At 34.3% G+C, this 19,556-nt stretch carries 18 protein-coding genes; 11 read left to right on the forward strand and 7 right to left on the reverse strand.

Going from position 1 to position 19,556, the window contains the following annotated elements; translation table 11 throughout:
- Positions 1–44 precede the first annotated feature (44 nt).
- On the forward strand, positions 45–1,346 hold the full coding sequence (locus tag AC4FQX_RS11445) for a hypothetical protein (RefSeq protein ID WP_491167835.1): 1,302 nt from the start codon (positions 45–47) through the stop codon (positions 1,344–1,346).
- A 246-nt stretch (positions 1,347–1,592) separates the two neighbouring features.
- On the opposite strand, the gene AC4FQX_RS11450 is transcribed toward AC4FQX_RS11445, so the two are convergent.
- From AC4FQX_RS11450 to AC4FQX_RS11475, 6 genes are all read right to left on the reverse strand, one after another.
- Positions 1,593–3,032 (reverse strand): amino acid permease, encoded by a 1,440-nt coding sequence (locus AC4FQX_RS11450; RefSeq protein WP_491167836.1) that lies wholly within the window; start codon positions 3,030–3,032, stop codon positions 1,593–1,595.
- Positions 3,033–3,250: 218 nt separating this feature from the next.
- Entirely contained in the window at positions 3,251–3,787 is a 537-nt protein-coding gene (locus tag AC4FQX_RS11455; RefSeq protein WP_491167837.1) for a DUF3575 domain-containing protein, read from the reverse strand.
- A gap of 79 nt (positions 3,788–3,866) precedes the next feature.
- Positions 3,867–4,595 (reverse strand): metallophosphoesterase, encoded by a 729-nt coding sequence (locus AC4FQX_RS11460; RefSeq protein WP_491167838.1) that lies wholly within the window; start codon positions 4,593–4,595, stop codon positions 3,867–3,869.
- Between the two features lie 150 nt (positions 4,596–4,745).
- On the reverse strand, positions 4,746–5,888 hold the full coding sequence (locus AC4FQX_RS11465; protein ID WP_491167839.1) for an ATP-binding protein: 1,143 nt from the start codon (positions 5,886–5,888) through the stop codon (positions 4,746–4,748).
- Between the two features lie 201 nt (positions 5,889–6,089).
- Positions 6,090–6,845, reverse strand: coding sequence for an SDR family NAD(P)-dependent oxidoreductase (locus AC4FQX_RS11470; RefSeq protein ID WP_491167840.1), 756 nt, complete (start codon positions 6,843–6,845; stop codon positions 6,090–6,092).
- A 147-nt stretch (positions 6,846–6,992) separates the two neighbouring features.
- Entirely contained in the window at positions 6,993–7,862 is an 870-nt protein-coding gene (locus AC4FQX_RS11475) for an aldo/keto reductase (protein WP_491167841.1), read from the reverse strand.
- Between the two features lie 170 nt (positions 7,863–8,032).
- Between AC4FQX_RS11475 and AC4FQX_RS11480 the strand changes: the two genes are divergently transcribed.
- The 8 genes from AC4FQX_RS11480 to AC4FQX_RS11515 all read left to right on the forward strand — a co-directional run bounded on the left by AC4FQX_RS11480 (position 8,033) and on the right by AC4FQX_RS11515 (position 17,133).
- On the forward strand, positions 8,033–9,037 hold the full coding sequence (locus AC4FQX_RS11480; protein ID WP_491167842.1) for an AAA family ATPase: 1,005 nt from the start codon (positions 8,033–8,035) through the stop codon (positions 9,035–9,037).
- An 88-nt stretch (positions 9,038–9,125) separates the two neighbouring features.
- Positions 9,126–9,992: a DUF58 domain-containing protein gene (locus AC4FQX_RS11485; RefSeq protein ID WP_491167843.1), complete on the forward strand. Its 867-nt coding sequence runs from the start codon at positions 9,126–9,128 to the stop codon at positions 9,990–9,992.
- A 37-nt stretch (positions 9,993–10,029) separates the two neighbouring features.
- Positions 10,030–11,664, forward strand: a complete 1,635-nt coding sequence (locus tag AC4FQX_RS11490) for a hypothetical protein (RefSeq protein WP_491167844.1) — start codon at positions 10,030–10,032, stop codon at positions 11,662–11,664.
- A gap of 2 nt (positions 11,665–11,666) precedes the next feature.
- Positions 11,667–12,668: a vWA domain-containing protein gene (locus tag AC4FQX_RS11495; RefSeq protein WP_491167845.1), complete on the forward strand. Its 1,002-nt coding sequence runs from the start codon at positions 11,667–11,669 to the stop codon at positions 12,666–12,668.
- A gap of 10 nt (positions 12,669–12,678) precedes the next feature.
- The gene (locus tag AC4FQX_RS11500) at positions 12,679–13,740 is read left to right on the forward strand and encodes a vWA domain-containing protein (protein ID WP_491167846.1); all 1,062 of its coding nucleotides are present in this window, start codon (positions 12,679–12,681) and stop codon (positions 13,738–13,740) included.
- A 24-nt stretch (positions 13,741–13,764) separates the two neighbouring features.
- Complete coding sequence (locus AC4FQX_RS11505; protein ID WP_491167847.1) at positions 13,765–14,571, forward strand: tetratricopeptide repeat protein; 807 nt, start codon at positions 13,765–13,767, stop codon at positions 14,569–14,571.
- Between the two features lie 31 nt (positions 14,572–14,602).
- Positions 14,603–16,369 (forward strand): BatD family protein, encoded by a 1,767-nt coding sequence (locus AC4FQX_RS11510; RefSeq protein ID WP_491167848.1) that lies wholly within the window; start codon positions 14,603–14,605, stop codon positions 16,367–16,369.
- Positions 16,370–16,389: 20 nt separating this feature from the next.
- Entirely contained in the window at positions 16,390–17,133 is a 744-nt protein-coding gene (locus tag AC4FQX_RS11515; protein ID WP_491167849.1) for a tetratricopeptide repeat protein, read from the forward strand.
- 186 nt (positions 17,134–17,319) lie between these two features.
- Here AC4FQX_RS11515 and AC4FQX_RS11520 read toward each other — a convergent pair whose 3' ends face one another.
- On the reverse strand, positions 17,320–17,823 hold the full coding sequence (locus tag AC4FQX_RS11520) for a CvpA family protein (RefSeq protein WP_491167850.1): 504 nt from the start codon (positions 17,821–17,823) through the stop codon (positions 17,320–17,322).
- A 140-nt stretch (positions 17,824–17,963) separates the two neighbouring features.
- On the opposite strand from AC4FQX_RS11520, the gene AC4FQX_RS11525 reads away from it, so the two are divergent.
- Together AC4FQX_RS11525 and AC4FQX_RS11530 are read left to right on the forward strand one after the other, a co-directional pair.
- A complete protein-coding gene (locus AC4FQX_RS11525) occupies positions 17,964–18,320 on the forward strand; it encodes a hypothetical protein (RefSeq protein ID WP_491167851.1) in 357 nt (118 codons plus the stop codon).
- 160 nt (positions 18,321–18,480) lie between these two features.
- On the forward strand, positions 18,481–19,500 hold the full coding sequence (locus AC4FQX_RS11530; RefSeq protein WP_491167852.1) for a phenylalanine--tRNA ligase subunit alpha: 1,020 nt from the start codon (positions 18,481–18,483) through the stop codon (positions 19,498–19,500).
- Positions 19,501–19,556: the final 56 nt, after the last annotated feature.

A 19,556-nucleotide genomic window follows, 5' to 3' on the forward strand; every position in this document is an offset into this window, starting at 1 on the left:
ATATAAAGAGTCATTTTTGTCTTTTTAATTTTAAATAATGAAATATGTATAAAAAAGTATTACCCCCCTTATTAGGGATGTTGTTAGTTACAGTTGGAGTTTCTTTTTTTAGTTCTTGTGATAATTCTGATAGCTCAGTAATATCTGTTGTTTCAGAAGACGTGCAGTCCGATCCTATTGAATTTAGTATAGGAGATTTAGAGACAATAGCATCGGAAATAGAAAAACAAGGATATGATCTTTCTGATATGATGACAAGAATAAAAAAAGATGTAGAAGTAGATTCTTCACAAACAAAATTTTTAGCTGCATTCGTTGTAACGTCTAAAAAAATAAGTGTTGAGATATCACACCCTGTAAATCCTGCAAAAAAAATAACTGTTTCAGGAATATTGCTTTATCCCAATCGTTATAAGTTTAAGAGTAATATGAATTTAATAGTAGTTACGCCTGGTACATATACCGAGCAAAGATTATCACCATCAAGGGTTTTTGATGATTTATCGACTTGGCAAAATCAGGCTATTAGTGCTATAGCGATAGCTCCGTACTTATTAAATGCAGCAGAAAACCCTGTTTTTATTATTGACTATCCTGGTTTTGGAGATTCTAACAGACAAATTAATCATCCGTATTTAGATCAAAAAATACTGGCATCTACATCAATGGAATTAATTAGACAAGCTAAAAAAGAATTACGAAAAAAAGGTGTTTATTTACGTTCAGAACAATTATTCATTACAGGATATTCACAAGGAGCCTTTGCTGCAACCTCTATTGTCAGAGAAATAGAAACTAATCCGGCAAATAGGGATCTTAGTGTCAAATTATTGACAGTGGGTGGGTTACCAGCTAATTTAAATAAGGTTTTAGATAAAACAATTGCATTAGGTGAAGCAGATGTACCTTATTTTTTCCCCTATGGTCTTTGGGGTTATAAACATAACAGATATCCTGGTATTCCTGTTGAGTTGATTATGAAAGAGCCTTATCTTACATTGTCTTCTAAAGATTTTATTGGGAACGGAGCCATTAATTATCCTTCAAAAATGGAAGATTTATATACAGAAGATTTCTTAAAAAATTATAAAACAAGTAATAAGTATAAAGAGATAAGAAAAGCTTTAGATGAAAATGATATCCAACCCTGGAGAAATTCAGCTAAGTTCTATATCTATCATGGAAAAGGAGATGTTACAGTTGATTACTGGCAGTCAAAAGAGTATGCCAAAGAGCATAATAAAAAAGGAGGAAATGTTATTTTCAGAACAATCCCTTTAGTAGATCATACAATGGGTTTTGTTCCTTATTGGGTAAACGCTACCAGTGATATTAATAACAATTAATAACCAAATTAAGGAGCATAAATGTATTTTTAGAGACACTTTTAAGTTGTTATTTTTGTTTTCTTATATGTCTTTTTTCAATATTCCGGTCATAGGAAAGAGCAGTTATAAAGTTTATGGTGTTTCGTTTTGAAAGATAATATAGGATTAATGAAAATATAAATAATAATTTTTAAAACAGTAGTAATCGTGAGCTTACTACTGTTTTTTATTGGTTTCAGTTTTTAAGACTTTCGATATTGGACTTTAAGACTTTATATACATCATCATTTTATAACCGCCAAACAGCAGGATCAGCCATACAGGAATCAATTCAACCGATATTTTTAAGCCAGTTAACCACATGATACATAATACACCTATTAAGAACAATAAACAGATATAATTACTGATAGGGAACCAGAACGAAGTAAATTTTGTTTTAATTCCCTCTTTATCTTTTTGTCGGCGGAAAAACAGATGCGTAAGACTTATCATTACCCAGTTTATAATTAGAGTAGAAACCACCAGAGAAATAAGATAATTTAAAGCTTTTTCGGGCATTACTTTATTGATAACTACACAGATGGCAGCAAAAACAGCAGACACTAAGATTGCCATTACCGGTACATGATTACCATTTAACCTGGATAAAAATTTAGGTGCATTTCCTTGAATAGCCAAACCATAAAGCATACGACTGTTACAGAAAACACTACTGTTATATACCGATAAAGAAGCTGTAAGGACTACAATATTCAAGACATTTGCTATAATACTGGTAAAATAAAAAGTATGTCCGAATAAATCGAACTGATACCCTTTTATCGTGTTAAAAACCGTTACAAACGGACTACTTCCCGTTGTTATTTCTCTCCACGGAGAAAGAGAGAATAAAATAATTAATGCTCCTACATAAAAGATCAGGATACGGTAAAGCACCTGATTCGTTGCTTTAGGTATTGTTTTTTCCGGGTTTTCTGCTTCCGAAGCCGTTATTCCTATTAATTCCAGACCACCGAAAGAGAACATGATAATTGCCATTGCTGCGAGTAATCCACTAGGTTCACCTTTTTCATCTGTTGAAAAAAGCCCCTTTGGGAATAAACCTCCATCATTCCATAAGTTGGTTATAGATGCCTCAGGTCCACCTGATCCGCTAACTAGTAGATAAATACCAAATAGAATCATGGCAATAATAGCAAGAACCTTAATGATAGAAAACCAAAATTCAGCTTCTCCATAAATTTTTACATTCGTAAGATTGATTAGATTGACCACAACAAAGAAAAACAGACTAGATACCCACAATGGAATTTCCGGATACCAGAAATGCACATAAGTTCCTATAGCTGTTAATTCCGCCATGCTGACCAGAATATATAAGATCCAGTAATTCCACCCCGAAGAGAATCCGGCAAAAGGTCCCCAGTATTTATAGGCAAAATGACTAAAACTGCCTGATACAGGTTCTTCAACAACCATTTCACCCAGCTGACGCATAATTAGAAAGGCAATACATCCTGCTATAGCATAACCAATTATTACAGAAGGTCCTGCCATGACTGCTGCAGGTCCGATTCCGAGAAATAATCCTGTTCCGATTGCACCACCTAAGGCAATTAACTGAATATGACGATTGGTTAATCCTCTTTTTAGACCTGTAATTTCTGTTTTTACTTTTGTTTGCTGGTTTTTATTTTCCAAAACGGGATGTCGGTTTTAAGGTTATAATTTCTTTTCTGTATAATAAAGAAAATCTAAGATAAATATTTTAGAGCAAACTAGAAGTATTAAGTAAGGATAAAGTGATTTTTTATCAGAAAAAAGATTCTTCCGGATAATAAATAGAATCCGGGATGAGAATAATTAAATAATTTGTAGTATTCATTTAAAAACAAAATTATTAAACAAAATCTTTTGTATTAAAATCGATATCCTACACTAAATCCGGCATTAAATTCGACTGCCGAAAAACGATCGTTTACTTCTTCACTAAAGTTTCTAGAAATACTGACATAAGGGCTAATTGCTAATTGATTATATACCCATTTATATCCGCCTGTTAATCCCAGGATTGCACTGTTCATATCTATTTTTACTCTTATATCAGGGATTTCATTAATTGTTTTTTTCTCTTCATAATTTCCAAAACGATATTTAAAAAAAGGAGAAATAACCCACCCGGAACCGTTGTTTTCGTGAGAAATATAAAAATTATAAGAAGCAGCTAAACTATTTGTTTTAAATTCCCGACTACGTTTTTCAGAATGATAAGAAAACCGATCATTAATAAAAAGTTCTAACCCTATAGACTGACTGCCGTCAATGAAATGTTCATATCCAAGTTCTACAGAACCCAAAACAATGGTGTTGAACATGTTGAGTTTTACTTCTCCTTGCTGTGCTTTTGCCAGTAAAAAAGTAAAAAGTAATAGTAAACTGAAGTGGACTTTTTTCATAAAATGAGATATAAGTGTCAAAGGTACAGATTTCTTTAACCTTTTTTATTAATAGATTTTTTGTTTTAAGTATTCTGTATTAATTCCTGCCGTTCTCATCAGGATACAATTCATATACATTTTGACTCTGCCAGTATTCTTTTGTATCAATATCCATTACCGTTAATGGTCCCTTAAAAGCTGCTCCCGTATCCAAATTCCAGATTGAAGATTTATTTTTTGGGAGAGTTTTTCCAATTCGCGTAAGTGGAGTATGACCAATAAAAATCTCTTTGTAGATTAGAAAACGTTTTGGATAAGAAAGACTGTTTCTGTCCAGTTCCGGGTCCAGAGCTAAAGCAGTTTCCCATAAAGTTCTGTCCCAGTACAGCATTGCCGGAAAAAATTCAGAAAGAACCCCTTCCGTGCTGGTAAATCCGGCGTGTATAAATAGTCGGTTTTGAGCATCAATATAATAGTTCAGTAAACTTTCCAGAAACTGAATATGATTGTTTTTTCGTTTCTGTGAAACAGTGCTGTAACAGAAAACAGAAGATGCTCCACCATGTTTTTGCCATCGTATATCAGCTGTCCCTTTAGTCAGATACTGATATAGTAATTCATCATGATTACCTCTCAGAAAAACACACTGATGAGAAAGATTTAATTCTATTAAAAAATCCAGAACATCAGGAGATTCATTCCATCCGTCAACATAATCTCCCAAAAAAATCAGTCGGTCTTTAGTTGTAATTGTAGCTTTTTCAAAAAGTTGTTTTAATGCTTTTAATCCACCATGTATATCTCCGAATACTAAAGTTCTGCTCATTGTATATTATGTGTTTAAATAGTTGATGGTTTGCCCTGTTAACTGAAAACTGTTGACTGAGTACTAAAAAGGAATACTTTAGATCTTTCTTCTTTGCTTCCGGTTCTAAACTTTGTTCCTTTGAATCTCTGAACCTTTAAATTCTGAAAACTAATTATCATATTTCATTTTTCGTAAAATCCGCATGGCTTCTTTAAACGAGAGGTAAACCGTTGGATTAAGTTGTGTTTTTAGAAGTTCTTTAGTATCTATTAGTTTTTGTTTTGCTTCCTCAAAACCATTCAGGTAACAGATCATCAGAGTAGAAGGCAGGTTTTCCATATCCTTAGTTTCTCTTTCTGACAGATGAATTCCTTTTTTTAATTTACCGATCATCGAAAGAGTAGCATTATAAATATGGTACATCATTTTTCGGTTATATTGTGGTGGATCAAACAAAAATGTTCGGTCAATCTTATAATATCCATTTTCATAGAATTTGATACTGACTTCTTCAAGAGGGTAATAACTTGTTTTATCGTTTAATCCCAGAATAACATATTCCGTGATTGTAAAAGAGTCTTTGTCATACATAATACTGACTTCATCCAGAGCAGAATAGAATAGTTTAACCTGTTCATTGATTAGTTCAATATCTACCCTTGAGTAATAAACTTTATCTTTGACCTTCTTTTTATTTCCCGCCCAGCAAACAACAAACAATTCTTTAAAAACGAGATATTGTGGATTCATATCCTTATGTCGGTTATTCATAAAGTCAATAACCCCGTCGAGTGTATATCCGATACTGTTTCTGGAGTTGTTCTCAATATCAATAACCGTGTCTGAATTCTGATGGTTGAATTCAAAAGGTTCTTCCAATGGAATAGAATTACTACCACGTCTTATAAAAATAGATTTGGCAGGAATATTTCCGATTGTTTTTTTGAAAGAAGTAATTTTATTATTTGGTTTGATTGTAACCAAACCGATTACTTTATCTTTCGATAAATCAGGAAACGGAACATTTTCATATTGAATCTTAGGTGGGTTTTCCAGAACAGCATTGACCAGATTCTGGATTCTGCTGTCGTCAAAAAAATCGTCACCCACAATTTCGTTATCATGATCCTCAACACCTACCACAATATAAGAATTGTTAGTAGGATTTGAGTTTGATAACGCACAGATATGTTTTAAAAATTTTCCTTTCCCCTCTTTAGTATGTAGATTCAACTGTCGTTTTTTATCATAAAAACTACTCTCATCATTATGAGCCAATAGATTTTTTATTAAAAGACGTTTGTTAATCATGTTATCCGCTGATTGTTGTAAAATGTTATATGTAAAATGTTTTTTGTAAGAAGTGGAATGAGGGACAAAGTTTTAAAAAATAGACAAAGATGCAGAGGCTCAAAGAAAGCCTACTCAATACCATCCATTATTATTCTCTTTGTTCCTCATTTCACTTTTCACAATCCGATTCCTGTATGCTGAAAACTGTATACTGAGAATCTAACCTCTGTTTACTATCGTTCCTGAAGCCTGAGCAGTCGGGAAGATCAGCAGATCAGCAATATTAACATGATACGGTCTTGATACTACAAAGTGAATAACATCAGCAATGTCTTCTGGTTGCAGAGCCTCTACATTTTTATAAACATTTGCTGCTTTTTCAGAATCTCCTTTAAAGCGAACAGTACTAAATTCTGTTTCCACCATCCCCGGATTTATTGCACCTACTTTAATTCCGTAAGGATTCAGATCCATTCTCATTCCTTTATTAAGCGCGTCAACAGCATGTTTGCTCGCACAATATACATTTCCGTTTGGATAAACTTCCTTTCCCGCTATAGAACTGATGTTGATAATATGCCCGCTTTTTCTTTCCACCATTTGAGGAATTACCGCTTTAGAAACATACAGTAATCCTTTTACATTAATATCGATCATAGCATCCCAGTCATCGGTATTTCCTAGCTGAATAGGATCCAGTCCATGAGCATTACCAGCATTATTGATCAGAATATCAATAGTAGAAAATTCACCGGATAAAGATCCAATTGCATTAAAAACAGACGTTTTATCTCTTACATCAAAGTTCAATGTAATGATTTTTGCTTCAGCAGAAAGTTCTTTTTGTAGTTCATCCAGTCGTTTCTGTCTTCTCCCACATAGGATTAAATTATAACCCTGTTTTGCTAATAACTGAGCTGTTGCTTTTCCTATTCCACTTGTTGCTCCGGTAATTAAAGCTGTTTTCTTTTTCATCTTTCCTGATTTTTTGTATTTGTAAATGTTTTTAACCGCAAGGTTCGCAAAAATTTCAAAAACATCATATCTCTCTTTCTTCTTGATTCTTTCCTCTTTCTTCTAACCTCTGCAACTTTGAGTCTTTGTAACTTTAAACCTTTGCTACTACGGCACCTTATGTCCCAGGCTTTCTGTCCAGATAGCAAACCAATCTTCCTGATCCAAAATCAGTTCTGTTATTTTGGATAAAGACTGAATTCGGGCAACGTTAACCGTTCCTGCAACCGGATGGATGTTTGCAGGATGTTGTAAGATCCACGCCAGTAAGATCATGTCCGAACCTACATGGTATTTGCTTACAAGAGTAGCTAGCAGTTTTCTCAGGCGATACGTTTGATCCGTATTTTCTCTAAAAACCGTTCCAAGAGGGTTCCATGCCATTGGAGTAATATTATGTAACTGCATGTGATCCAGACTTCCATCTAACATCGGCTCATGGTGTGTAGCTGAAAATTGTATCTGGTTATGGTTTACTTCTAATCGTGAACGAATCAGATCTGTTTGTGAAGGAGTAAAGTTAGAAAGACCAAAATCCAGGATTTTTCCTTCTTTTTTAAGCTGTTCTATCGCTTCAGCAATTTCATCAATCCGCATCAGAGGACTTGGTCGGTGTAAAAGAAGTACATCAAGATAATCTGTTTGTAGATTTTTCAGAGAATTTTCAACAGACCAGATAATATATTTTTTAGAAAAATCATAATATTTGATTTTGTTGGTTCTGTTTTCACAAACGTGCTGAATGCCGCATTTTGAAATTAACTGTATGCTCTCTCTGTTGGTTTTGCTTTCTGTAAGTGCTTCCCCAAAGGTTGCTTCCGTAGTATAGCTTCCGTATACATCAGCAAGATCGAAAGTTGTAACTTTATTTTCAATGCAAACATGTACCAAGTTTGCCATTTCGGAAGTATTGAGATTTTTATCCCAAACTCCCCAGTTCATTGTTCCCGCAATTATGGGAGATAAAGATGTTTTCAAGGTGATTTTATTTTAGGTCTTAAAAATATAAAAAGAAAATCATAATTCATCCTTAAATGTATAGTCTTTGTATAAGTTTTAACGCTATATTAACATCAATCCTCTAAATTAATTTTCAATTTGCGTGATGAAAATATTAAAACTAATTTCACAGCTTTAAATATCATATTATGGAAGAAAATTCTGCTACTTTAGACATTAGGGCAATTAATGAAAAGATCGAGAGAGAAAGTGCTTTTATTGATTTGCTTACAATGGAAATGAATAAAGTAATTGTTGGTCAGAAACACATGGTTGAACGTTTACTTATCGGGCTTTTGGGACAAGGACATATTCTGCTTGAAGGAGTTCCCGGTTTGGCAAAGACATTAGCGATTAATACACTGGCTCAGGCCGTTCACGGCTCATTTAGTCGTATTCAGTTTACTCCGGATTTATTACCTGCCGATGTTGTAGGTACCATGATCTATAATATTAAACAGAATGATTTTTCAATAAAAAAAGGGCCTATTTTTGCTAATTTCGTTCTTGCCGATGAGATTAACCGTGCTCCTGCAAAAGTACAGTCGGCTTTATTAGAAGCGATGCAGGAAAAACAGGTAACTATCGGTGATACCACATTTATTTTGGATAAACCATTTCTAGTAATGGCAACTCAGAATCCCGTAGAACAAGAAGGAACTTATCCGTTACCAGAAGCACAGGTCGATCGTTTTATGCTGAAAACAGTGATCGATTATCCTAAAATGGAAGACGAACAACAAATTATCCGTCAGAATTTAAAAGGAACCTATGAAAAAGTGAATGCTGTTGTTTCCGTTGAGCAGATCATCAGAGCGCAACAGGCAGTTCGTGAAGTATATATGGACGAGAAAATTGAAAAATATATTTTAGATATTGTTTTTGCAACTCGTTACCCTGAAAAATATAAATTAACAGATTTGAAACCACTAATCAGTTTCGGAGCTTCCCCTCGTGGAAGTATTAATCTGGCTACAGCAGCAAAATGTTATGCTTTTATCAAACGTAGAGGATATGTAATTCCTGAAGATGTCAGAGCAGTAGTACATGATGTATTACGCCATAGAATCGGAATTTCATACGAAGCCGAAGCCGAAAACATTACATCTGTTGATATTATCAATAAAATTGTAAATGAAGTTGAAGTACCTTAAACCAGTTTTCAGTCTCAGTTTTCAGTTTTAAAAACTGAGCGAAAAACAGGAGACTGGAAACCGGGACTGAAAACTGAAAACTACAATTATGGATACAAAAGAGTTATTAAAAAAGGTCAGAAAAATAGAAATAAAAACGAGAAGGCTGAGCGATCATATCTTTTCGGGAGAATATCACACCTCTTTCAAAGGAAGAGGGATGACTTTCAGCGAAGTGCGTCAGTATCAGTTTGGGGATGATGTACGCGCTATCGACTGGAATGTAACAGCAAGATATAACGAACCTTACGTTAAGGTATTTGAAGAAGAACGTGAACTGACAATGATGCTGATGGTTGATGTGAGTGGTTCCGAAAGCTTTGGAACGAAAAACCAGTTCAAGAATGAAATAATTACTGAAATTGCTGCCACGCTTGCTTTTTCAGCCACACAAAATAATGATAAAATCGGTTTGTTATTGTTTTCAGATCAGATAGAATTATTTATTCCTCCTAAAAAAGGAAGATCTCACGTTTTACGTATTATCAGAGAGCTGATTGAATTTGAACCAAAAAGCCATAAAACAGATTTTTCTCAGGCATTGCGATATTTTTCCAGTGTAATTAAGAAAAAAGCAATTGTTTTTGTAATTTCCGATTTCATGAGCGATGATTACGAACAGACTTTAAAAATAGCAGGTAAAAAACATGATGTTACCGGTATCCGTGTTTATGATATTCGTGAAGAAAAGATGGTGAATGTAGGAATGGTTGCCATGACCGATGCTGAAACAGGAGAGACCGTGATCGTTAATACAGGTTCAAAATCAGTGCGAATGGAGTATGAAAAGTATTATCATGAGAAAGTGAAATATTTTAAAGAAACATTCAGTCGTTGCGGTTCCGGTGTAGTAAATACCCGGGTAGACGAATCCTATGTTACAAAACTATTAGGCTACTTTAAAGCAAGAAGTTAAATTTATATACTATACGCAGGAATAATTATTTTGTAAAATGACAAAAAATAAGTTTTATATACTATTGTTATTGTTGGTTTCAACTTCTATTTTTGGACAACAAAAAAAAGTGGAAACTTCTGCTGACTCAACAAAGATTAAAATAGGTTCTCAGTTTCATCTGACGTTAAAAACAACTGTTGACACATTGTCACACGTCGTTTTCCCCGAAGGACCTACCTTTGGACGATTAGAAGTTTTAGAGTCTTATCCTGTAGATACCGTTAAAAAAAACAATCAGTATGAATTGGTTAAAAAGTATGGTTTAACACAATTTGATTCAGGAAGATATACGATTCCAAGTGTAGCTGTGTTTATCAATGATAAGCCCTTTTTGACCGATTCCCTTCACGTTGAGGTAAATAATATTGCAGTCGATACCCTAAAACAAGGATTATATGATATTAAGCCTATTTTGGAAGTACCGCCAGTAGGCAAATCAGTATGGCAGTATATAGTATTAGGTTTACTGGTGATCGGTCTGGCAGTTCTGACCTATTGGCTGATTAAAAAATATAAGAAAAAGAAAAAAGAAGAAAACGAAGTTTTTGCCACCCCAATAGAAAAAGCAAGTAGTTTACTTAAAAATTTAGAACATAAAGAACTCTGGCAAAAAGGAGAAGTAAAGAACTATTACAGTGAACTGACCGATATTGCCAGAAATTATATCGAAGAAGCAATGGAGCTTCCTGCAATGGAAAGCACTACAAATGAACTGATACTTGGTCTTCGTTCTGCTATTATTAAAAAGAAAATGTCACTTTCTCAAGAAACCCTTGAGAATTTAGAACACGTTTTGAAAAATGCCGATCTGGTAAAATTCGCCAAATCAAAACCATTGGATTTTGAAATTGCAGACGACAGAAACCGAATAGAAAAAGTAATTACGATAATAGATAAAGCCATTCCGGAGCCAACGCCGGAAGAACTAGCATTAGATGAATCCAGAAAAGAGCTTATCCAGAAAGCAAAACGTAAAAAAAGGATTCAGACTGGAGTTGTTATCGCTTTATTAGTAGTATTTCTCGGGGTGGGTTATTTTATTTCCAGTACAGGATGGACGAATGTAAAAGATTCGATTTTTGGACACAGTACAAAAGAGCTGCTTGAAGGAGAATGGGTTGGAAGTGATTATGGAGATCCTGCCGTATTCATAGAGACTCCGCGAGTGCTGAAAAGGTATAAGAATTCTGACACACAAGAATATGACAGCAACATAAAAGAAAGTCAGCGCTTTTTATACGGTAGTTTATTAGATAATTTCTATGTTACCATAATAACAGAGCACTTTCCGTTACCGAAAGAAGGAGAAGAGAAACAGACCATAAGTCTGGAAGAAGCCATGGAAGAAAAGATTAAAGCTTTTGAAACACAATATACCGCTAAGAATATCCTTGTAAAACAAGAAGATTATGATACAAAACAAGGAATAACAGGTAAAAAAGCATACGGAACAATGACTATTTTTGATCCGGTTAAGAAGAAAGAAATAAAAATGGGATATCAGATTCTGATTTTCTTACAAGAGAATGGTTTACAAGAAATCATAATGACTTACAGAGACGAAGATCAGTATGCTGTAAAAATTTCAGAACGCATTTTGAATTCCGTAGAACTTAAAAAAACGAATTAACGATGGCTAATGTAACCTTTTTAAATCCGGGGTTCTTCTGGTTATTTTTAATACTACCAGTAGCAATAGCCTGGTATCTCTGGACAAGAAATGAACAGACCGCAACGCTGAAAATAAGTTCTTTACAGGGATTTAAAGCAAAACCTTCCGTTTTGGGAAAATTAAAACCGACATTGTTTGTGTTGCGATTGTTGGCACTTAGTTTCTTGATCATTGCAATGGCAAGACCAAGATCCGTTGACATCAGCAGTAAAACAAAAACAACACGAGGTATTGATATTGTAATGGCTATTGACGTTTCAGGAAGTATGCTGGCAAGAGATTTGAAACCGAATCGACTGGAAGCCTTAAAAAGAGTAGCTTCCGATTTTGTTAAAGAGAGACCAAATGACCGGATAGGACTGGTTGTTTATGCCGCAGAAGGCTATACAAAAACACCCGTTACAAGTGATAAAACAGTAGTTCTTGAAGCACTGAAAAGTGTAAAATATGAAAATATAATTCAGGACGGTACAGCAATTGGCGTAGGTTTGGCAACCGCAGTAAATAGATTAAAAGACAGTAAGGCAAAAAGTAAAGTCGTTATTTTATTGACAGACGGTGTGAATAATTCCGGTTTTATAGAACCACTCACAGCCGCAGATATAGCAAAAGAATACGGAATTAAAGTATATACCATTGGTATAGGAACCAACGGAATGGCACAATCTCCCTATGCAGTAGCACCTAACGGAGAATTTTTGTTCAGAAATATGCCCGTTGAAATCGATGAACCTTTAATGAAAGGAATAGCAAAGATCACAAACGGAACCTATTTCAGAGCAACAGATAATAAAAAACTAAAAGAGATATATGAAGAGATCAATAAGTTGGAAACAACAGATGTTGAAGAGTTAAAGTTTTATAATTATGACGAAAAATTTAGACCGTTTCTTTTATTAGCCGGTTTTTTATTGTTATTTGAATTTGGATTAAGAAAAACTGTTTTTAGAAGTTTTATATAGTATCAGACGTATGTATCAGTTAGAAGAAGAAAAATATTTATACTTACTTTTTATCATTCCCGTATTGGTGTTGTTATTTCTGTATATCCAGTTCTGGAAAAGGAAAAAACAACGTGAGTTCGCAGATAAAGCAATGTTAAAAAGATTAAGTCCAGAAAAATCAATCTTTAAACCCGTTTTAAAACTAATCCTTTTTCTGCTTGCATTTACCTGCTTGATTATCGGTCTGGTCAATCCGAAGATGGGAACAAAGATGGAAACAGTAAAACGTGAAGGTATTGATATTGTTTTTGCAATCGACGTTTCTAAAAGTATGCTGGCAGAAGATATTGCGCCTAACCGATTAGAAAAAAGTAAACAGATCGTATCCCAGATTATTAATCAACTGGGAAATGACCGAATAGGGATTGTAGCTTATGCAGGCGGAGCATATCCGGTCTTACCGATCACGACCGATTATAATATCGCTAAAATGTATCTGCAGAGCATGAATACCGATATGATCTCATCACAAGGAACCGCAATAGATGAAGCAATCCATTTAGCATCGACCTATGATGATGATGATCAGAAGACAAATAAATTATTGATATTGATCTCAGATGGAGAAGATCATTCAGAAGAATCAGACGTAGCAGCCAAAGAAGCCAATGATATAGGATTAAAAATTATAAGTATCGGAGTAGGTACCGAAAAAGGAGGTCCCATTCCGGTAAAAGACAGAAATGGAGTTGTAGAAAGCTTTTTAAGAGATAGAGAAGGACAGGTCGTTGTGACCAAGATGAATGAAGATATCTTAAGAACAATTGGAAAGAACACTAAAGGAGGCTATGTGAATGGAAATAATACTAAAGAAGTATTAGAATATATAAAAAGGACACTGGATAATATTGAAAAAACCGAATTTGAAAGTCAGCAGGTAGCCGATTTTCAGTCTCAGTTTCAGTGGTTTTTAGGTATTGCATTTGTATTACTGTTCATTGATGTTTTCTTTCTCGAAAGAAAAACAGGCTGGGTGAAAAAGATGAATTTATTTAATGAGAATAAACAAAAAAAGAGTAGTAGAGCATAAACAGCATAAAATTTTAAAAATAAAATGAAGAACCTGATTTTGTATATTTTAATTTTCTTTTCTTTTGCCGTTCAAGCACAAGAAAAGGATGTTTTTTTGCCTAAAGCGAACCAGGAATTTGAAAAGAAAGAATTTATAGAAGCAGAAGCAAATTATCGTATTTCACAATCAAGAAAACCGACAGAAGCTACAGCAACCTACAATTTAGGAAATGCAATCTATAAAATGAATCAGCCCGGTGAGGCAAAATATGCCTATGCAAAAGCAATTCAGAATGCTAAAACAAAATCAGAAAAACACAGAGCTTTTCATAATCTGGGAAATGTATTTATGTCCGAGAAGAAATATCAGGAAGCCGTCAGCGCCTTCCAGAATGCATTAAGAAATGATCCCACAGACGAAGAAACAAGATACAATTATGCACTGGCAAAAGAATATCTGAAAAACAATCCTCCACCGCCTGATAAAAAAGACGATAAGAAGGATGATAAGGACAAGGATAAGAAAGACGATCAGGATAAAGATCAGAATAAGGGCGATAAAGAAGATAAAAATAAAGACGGGAACGATAAGGACGACAAAAAGGACGGAAAAGATAAAGAAGATAAGTCCGGCGATAAAGATAATAAAGGCAAAGACCCTCAGGGAGAAAAAGGAAATAAAGAACAGAATCAGAATCCTCAGCAACAGCAGGGGCAAGGAGGTGGCATTTCCAAACAACGCTTAGAGAATATTTTAGAGGCTGTAAATAACGAAGAGAAAAAAGTTCAGGATAAAGTAAATGCTCAGAAAGTAAAAGGCAGACCTGTTCAGAAAGAAAAAAATTGGTAAAAAAAGAATTTTCGGAAATAAACACAATAGAATGAAAAAGTATATTATCGTAGTATTAATTTTCTGTTTTCAGGGACTTTTAGCCCAAGTTCAGTTTGAGGCTAAAGTCAGTAAAGCTACCTTAGGGATAAATGAAAGATTACGTGTAGACTTTACGATGAATGAAGATGGTGATAATTTCACACCACCTTCCTTTGAAGGATTCAGGATTATTGGCGGACCCAATCAATCTGTAAGTTACTCATGGGTGAATGGTAAAAAATCGTTTAATAAAACCTATTCTTATTTTTTATTACCCTTGCAAAAAGGAGCAGTAGTAATAAAACAAGCATCCATAGAAATTGATAATCAGATTTATAAAACAGCACCTTTAAATATTACCGTTACCGCAGCTGTAGATCAGTCTAAAGACCCAAGCAGTCCGGATTATGTACCAAATGCTAATATTCATTTAGTAGCGGAGGTTTCCAAAACGAATCCGTATATCAATGAACCGATAACCGTTGTATATAAAATGTATTTTGGTAACAATATTGGTATTCGAACATGGAAAGAACTCGATTCTCCTAAATATAACGATTTCTGGAGTCAGAATATCAATATAAAAGAGTTAATACCCGAAGAGGGAAACTATAACGGAGAAAGATATCGATTTGTAGTATTAAGAAAAATGGTTCTGTATCCGCAAAAATCAGGTACACTGACCATTGAACCTTTAACACTCGATGTTGCTGTTGAAGTGCCTACAAACAGAAGAGATATTTTTGGAGGCGTTATGGTTACCAATACCAATAAAACCATTACAACAGGAGCCAGAACTATTACGGTGAAATCCTTTCCCGAAGAAGGAAGGCCAGAAGACTTTAATGGTGCCGTAGGGCAGTTTAGTTTTGCAGTAACCTCTTCCAGAACCAGTTTAAAACACGGAGAATCCCTTGAATTAAACGTAGCAGTTACAGGAAAAGGGAATCTGAAATTATTCAATTTACCAAAACCAGCCATTCCTTCAGCATTAGAAATGTATGATCCTGTTCATAATGAGCAGGTAACCACAACACTTGCCGGAACTCAAGGAACCGTTTCAGATAAATATACGCTAATTCCTCAGTTCAAAGGAGACTATGTTATTAAACCAATGTCTTTCTCCTATTTTGATTTGAGCAGTAAAAGTTATAAAACCATTCAGTCTCCGGAAGTGATGATTTCCGTCCTGGACGGACCATCTGCGTCCGATCAGGTTGCATCATCTAATTCAGGTAATCCCGGAGTAGAAAAAAAACGAGTTGCCAGCGGTGACCAGTTCCGTTTTATTCAGTTAAAGACAAATTTAAAACCAACCAATACTAAAGATTTTTTTGGTTCAGGATTATTCTATTCTTTCCTTTTTGCACCTTTACTGATTATTCCAGTGATTGTTATTACCAAAAAGAAAAAAGAAGCAATAGACGGAGACGTTGTCGGAAATCGAATTAAGCTGTCTAACAGACTGGCGAAAAAATATCTGTCAGAAGCTAAAAAGCAAATCCATAATAAAGAACCGTTTTATATCGCATTAGAAAAAGCAATGCATAACTTTCTAAAAGCAAAATTAGATATTGAAACCTCAGAAATGAGTAAAGACAAGATCAGAGAAATATTGCTTTCCAGAAAAGCACTTCCCGAATCTGTAGAATCATTTATATATCTTACAGAGAATTGTGATTTAGCAAGATATGCCCCTTCATCACAAGTAACCATTCAACAAGATTACGATAAAGCAGTAACCATTATTTCCGAGTTAGAAAAGCAAATCGTATAACAATTGAAACTATTAGAAAGATGAAAAAGAGTATCTATTTATTTTTATTATTTACCCAGGTTTTCTGGGCACAAGGTGCCTTTGACAAAGGAAACGAATATTATAGAAAAAATAATTCCGAAGAAGCCGTAAAATCATATGAAGCCGTGCTGAAAGCAGGAAATCAATCTGTTGGATTATATTATAACTTAGGGAATGCCTATTACAAGCTTAATAAAGTAGCTCCAGCTATTTATTATTATGAAAAAGCATTGTTGTTAAACCCTAATAATACCGATGTACAGAATAATCTGAAATTTGCACAGAACCGAAGAGTAGACGACATTAAAATTATTCCCGAAGTAGGTTTCGCAAAACTAGTTCATGGTTTTACCTCTATGGTACATTACAATACATGGGCATGGATTGCAGTAAGTTTTTCCGCTTTGTTCCTACTTTGTTTCATAGGATATTACTTTACAGGCACCACATTGTCCAAACGTCTTTTCTTTGCAGGAATGTTTATCTTTCTGATCTGTATTCTGTTAAGTATAGGAGCCGCTGTTTTTGAGAAAAAAGATTTTGACAGTGAACAACCTGCCATCGTTTTTGCAGAAGAAATAACCGTTAAAGACGAACCGAACACAGCCTCTTCTGACGCCTTTACCTTACACGAAGGCACAAAAGTATTTATATTAGAAACCTTAGAAGGCTGGAATAAAATAAAACTCGAAGACGGTTCACAAGGTTGGATCACTACCGAAAGCATTAAAAAGCTGAAATAAGTTTAATTTGAAGATTTGAAGATTCGTTAATTTGAAAAATGAGCTGTTAAATGAGTATTCAGTTTCCGGTATTCAGTCAACAGTATTCAGAAAACCTTTGCGACTTTGCGAGCTAAAAAACTATTTCACCTCTCACATTTTACAAACAACTTTTCACTTCTCACAAAAACTATCAACTATCAATTGTTAATTATCAACTACTTCGGGAAACCACTCCTCAATTATTGGAAAAACGGTATTAGAAACCTGTACTATCGGATTAAAGAAGAAGGACTTGTCTATTGTTTCCTGTTTTACCAGAAACCCATTATAATTTAGTTTCTCGAAGTAATGTAGAACAATACTCAGAATGAGAATAATTTTCAAAATACCAAAAACACCTCCCGCTATTCTGTTCAGCCAGCCTAAACTGGCAAAATCAGCCACACTAGTGAAGAATTTGCCAAGTAAAATAACACCGACCACAACTCCTATAAAAGTAATAGTAAAAGCCGTTATTTCAATGTATTTTGGGTTCCAGGACACCCAGTCTGTGATGACAGAACGTACTAGATAAGAAAACTTTATAGCAATATAAATTCCTAGAACCAGAGATGCCAGAGAAGCGAGTTCCACAAATAAACCTTTCCATATCCCTTTAATCAGACCATAGATTAAAAATCCACCCAATATAATATCTATAACTTCCATATAAATCGCAAAACAGCAAAGATAAATAAAACTAAGATAAAAGACTTTCATGTAAAATTTAACTTCAAGTCCGTATCTTTGTGTTCTAAAATTTTAAAGTGTATCAGTAAACCCAGTACATTTTAAATAACCCCTATTATATGTCAAGAGACTTACAATTAAAAGAACGCTGGGAACAGCTCGTCACTATATTATCCAATCAGTTTGCAGAAGGAGAAAAAATGGATCTGGATGCCATTATTTATCTTATAGGAGTTCAGGAACTTGGAAAGTTAAATCAGAAATTTAAAAAAGATGAAAAATTAAATCTGATGCATATTGCGATTTGCAGACTGTTAGAGCCATATGGTTTCTACGAATTTGATTTTTATGACGAAGACAGCTGGCCACATTATAAAGTGAAAGAAAATCTTCCCGCATTAAGAGCTGGAGAGCAGTCCGTACTAATGAAAGAAGCAATTGTAAATTATTTTTTAGAAAAAAAAGTAATATTTTAGAGCCTGTTTAAATTTTAAATAGGTTCTAAGTTAAGTTTGTAATATAGAAACAAAGCAGGATTTCGATTTTAATACCGTTTTATTGAAATAGGAATGAAAGAATAACCCATTACCGACTAAAAAATTTTATTTAAATTTGCGGTCAATTATTTAAAATACAATGATAGATAAGATAAAAGCATTAGTCGCCGAAGCAGAGACGTTTAGAACTGAAAGTAAAGAAGAATTAGAAAAATTCAGAATTAAATTTTTAGGAAAGAAAGGTCTTCTGAATGATTTTTTTACTGAATTTAAAAACGTTCCAAATGATAAGAAAAAAGAATTTGGACAAATAATAAATCAGTTAAAAAATGCTGCTCAGGACAAAGTGACTGCTATCCAGGAACAATTTGAGAGTAAAGAAGAAAGCAACGGTTTTTATGGAGATTTAACACGTCCTGCCGAATTAGTACAATTAGGCTCACGTCATCCGATATCCATTGTTAAAAATCAGATTGTAGATATTTTTTCAAATATTGGTTTCAATATATCAGAAGGTCCCGAGATCGAAGATGACTGGCATAATTTTACCGCATTGAACTTACCCGAATATCATCCCGCACGAGATATGCAGGATACTTTCTTTATTCAGACCAATCCGGATATTTTACTTCGTACCCATACCTCACCCGTACAAGTACGTTATATGGAAGATCACAAACCACCTATCAGAACGATTTCTCCCGGGAGAGTATTTAGAAATGAGGCCGTTTCTTCCCGTTCACACTGTATATTTCATCAAGTAGAAGGTTTGTATATTGACAAAGATGTTTCTTTTGCCGATTTAAAGCAAACATTATTATATTTTACAAAAGAAATGTTTGGGAAATCGAAGATCCGTTTACGACCGTCTTATTTTCCTTTTACAGAACCAAGTGCCGAAGTAGATATTTACTGGGGACTGAAAACAGAAACCGATTATAGAATCACAAAAGGAACCGGTTGGCTGGAGATCATGGGTTGCGGAATGGTAGATCCGAATGTTCTGAAAAACTGTGGAATCGATTCAGAAAAGTATAATGGTTTTGCCTTTGGAATGGGAATCGAACGTATAGCGATGTTGTTATATCAGATCGGAGATATCAGAATGTTCTATGAGAATGATGTTCGTTTTTTAGAGCAATTTAAATCAAGTATATAAAAATGAAAAGAGACTGGTTATTTCTTAAAAATGCCAGTCTCTTTCTTTCAGTTGTT

The organism is Flavobacterium sp. AK-301 (assembly GCF_058310215.1).

Bases quoted from the DNA above. Each gene is read 5' to 3' on its own strand.
- AC4FQX_RS11445 (WP_491167835.1), top strand. From the start codon at position 45: ATGTATAAAAAAGTATTACCCCCCTTATTAGGGATGTTGTTAGTTACA.
- AC4FQX_RS11455 (WP_491167837.1), bottom strand. From the start codon at position 3,787: ATGAAAAAAGTCCACTTCAGTTTACTATTACTTTTTACTTTTTTACTG.
- AC4FQX_RS11460 (WP_491167838.1), bottom strand. From the start codon at position 4,595: ATGAGCAGAACTTTAGTATTCGGAGATATACATGGTGGATTAAAAGCA.
- AC4FQX_RS11465 (WP_491167839.1), bottom strand. From the start codon at position 5,888: ATGATTAACAAACGTCTTTTAATAAAAAATCTATTGGCTCATAATGAT.
- AC4FQX_RS11470 (WP_491167840.1), bottom strand. From the start codon at position 6,845: ATGAAAAAGAAAACAGCTTTAATTACCGGAGCAACAAGTGGAATAGGA.
- AC4FQX_RS11480 (WP_491167842.1), top strand. From the start codon at position 8,033: ATGGAAGAAAATTCTGCTACTTTAGACATTAGGGCAATTAATGAAAAG.
- AC4FQX_RS11485 (WP_491167843.1), top strand. From the start codon at position 9,126: ATGGATACAAAAGAGTTATTAAAAAAGGTCAGAAAAATAGAAATAAAA.
- AC4FQX_RS11490 (WP_491167844.1), top strand. From the start codon at position 10,030: ATGACAAAAAATAAGTTTTATATACTATTGTTATTGTTGGTTTCAACT.
- AC4FQX_RS11495 (WP_491167845.1), top strand. From the start codon at position 11,667: ATGGCTAATGTAACCTTTTTAAATCCGGGGTTCTTCTGGTTATTTTTA.
- AC4FQX_RS11500 (WP_491167846.1), top strand. From the start codon at position 12,679: ATGTATCAGTTAGAAGAAGAAAAATATTTATACTTACTTTTTATCATT.
- AC4FQX_RS11505 (WP_491167847.1), top strand. From the start codon at position 13,765: ATGAAGAACCTGATTTTGTATATTTTAATTTTCTTTTCTTTTGCCGTT.
- AC4FQX_RS11510 (WP_491167848.1), top strand. From the start codon at position 14,603: ATGAAAAAGTATATTATCGTAGTATTAATTTTCTGTTTTCAGGGACTT.
- AC4FQX_RS11515 (WP_491167849.1), top strand. From the start codon at position 16,390: ATGAAAAAGAGTATCTATTTATTTTTATTATTTACCCAGGTTTTCTGG.
- AC4FQX_RS11520 (WP_491167850.1), bottom strand. From the start codon at position 17,823: ATGGAAGTTATAGATATTATATTGGGTGGATTTTTAATCTATGGTCTG.
- AC4FQX_RS11525 (WP_491167851.1), top strand. From the start codon at position 17,964: ATGTCAAGAGACTTACAATTAAAAGAACGCTGGGAACAGCTCGTCACT.
- AC4FQX_RS11530 (WP_491167852.1), top strand. From the start codon at position 18,481: ATGATAGATAAGATAAAAGCATTAGTCGCCGAAGCAGAGACGTTTAGA.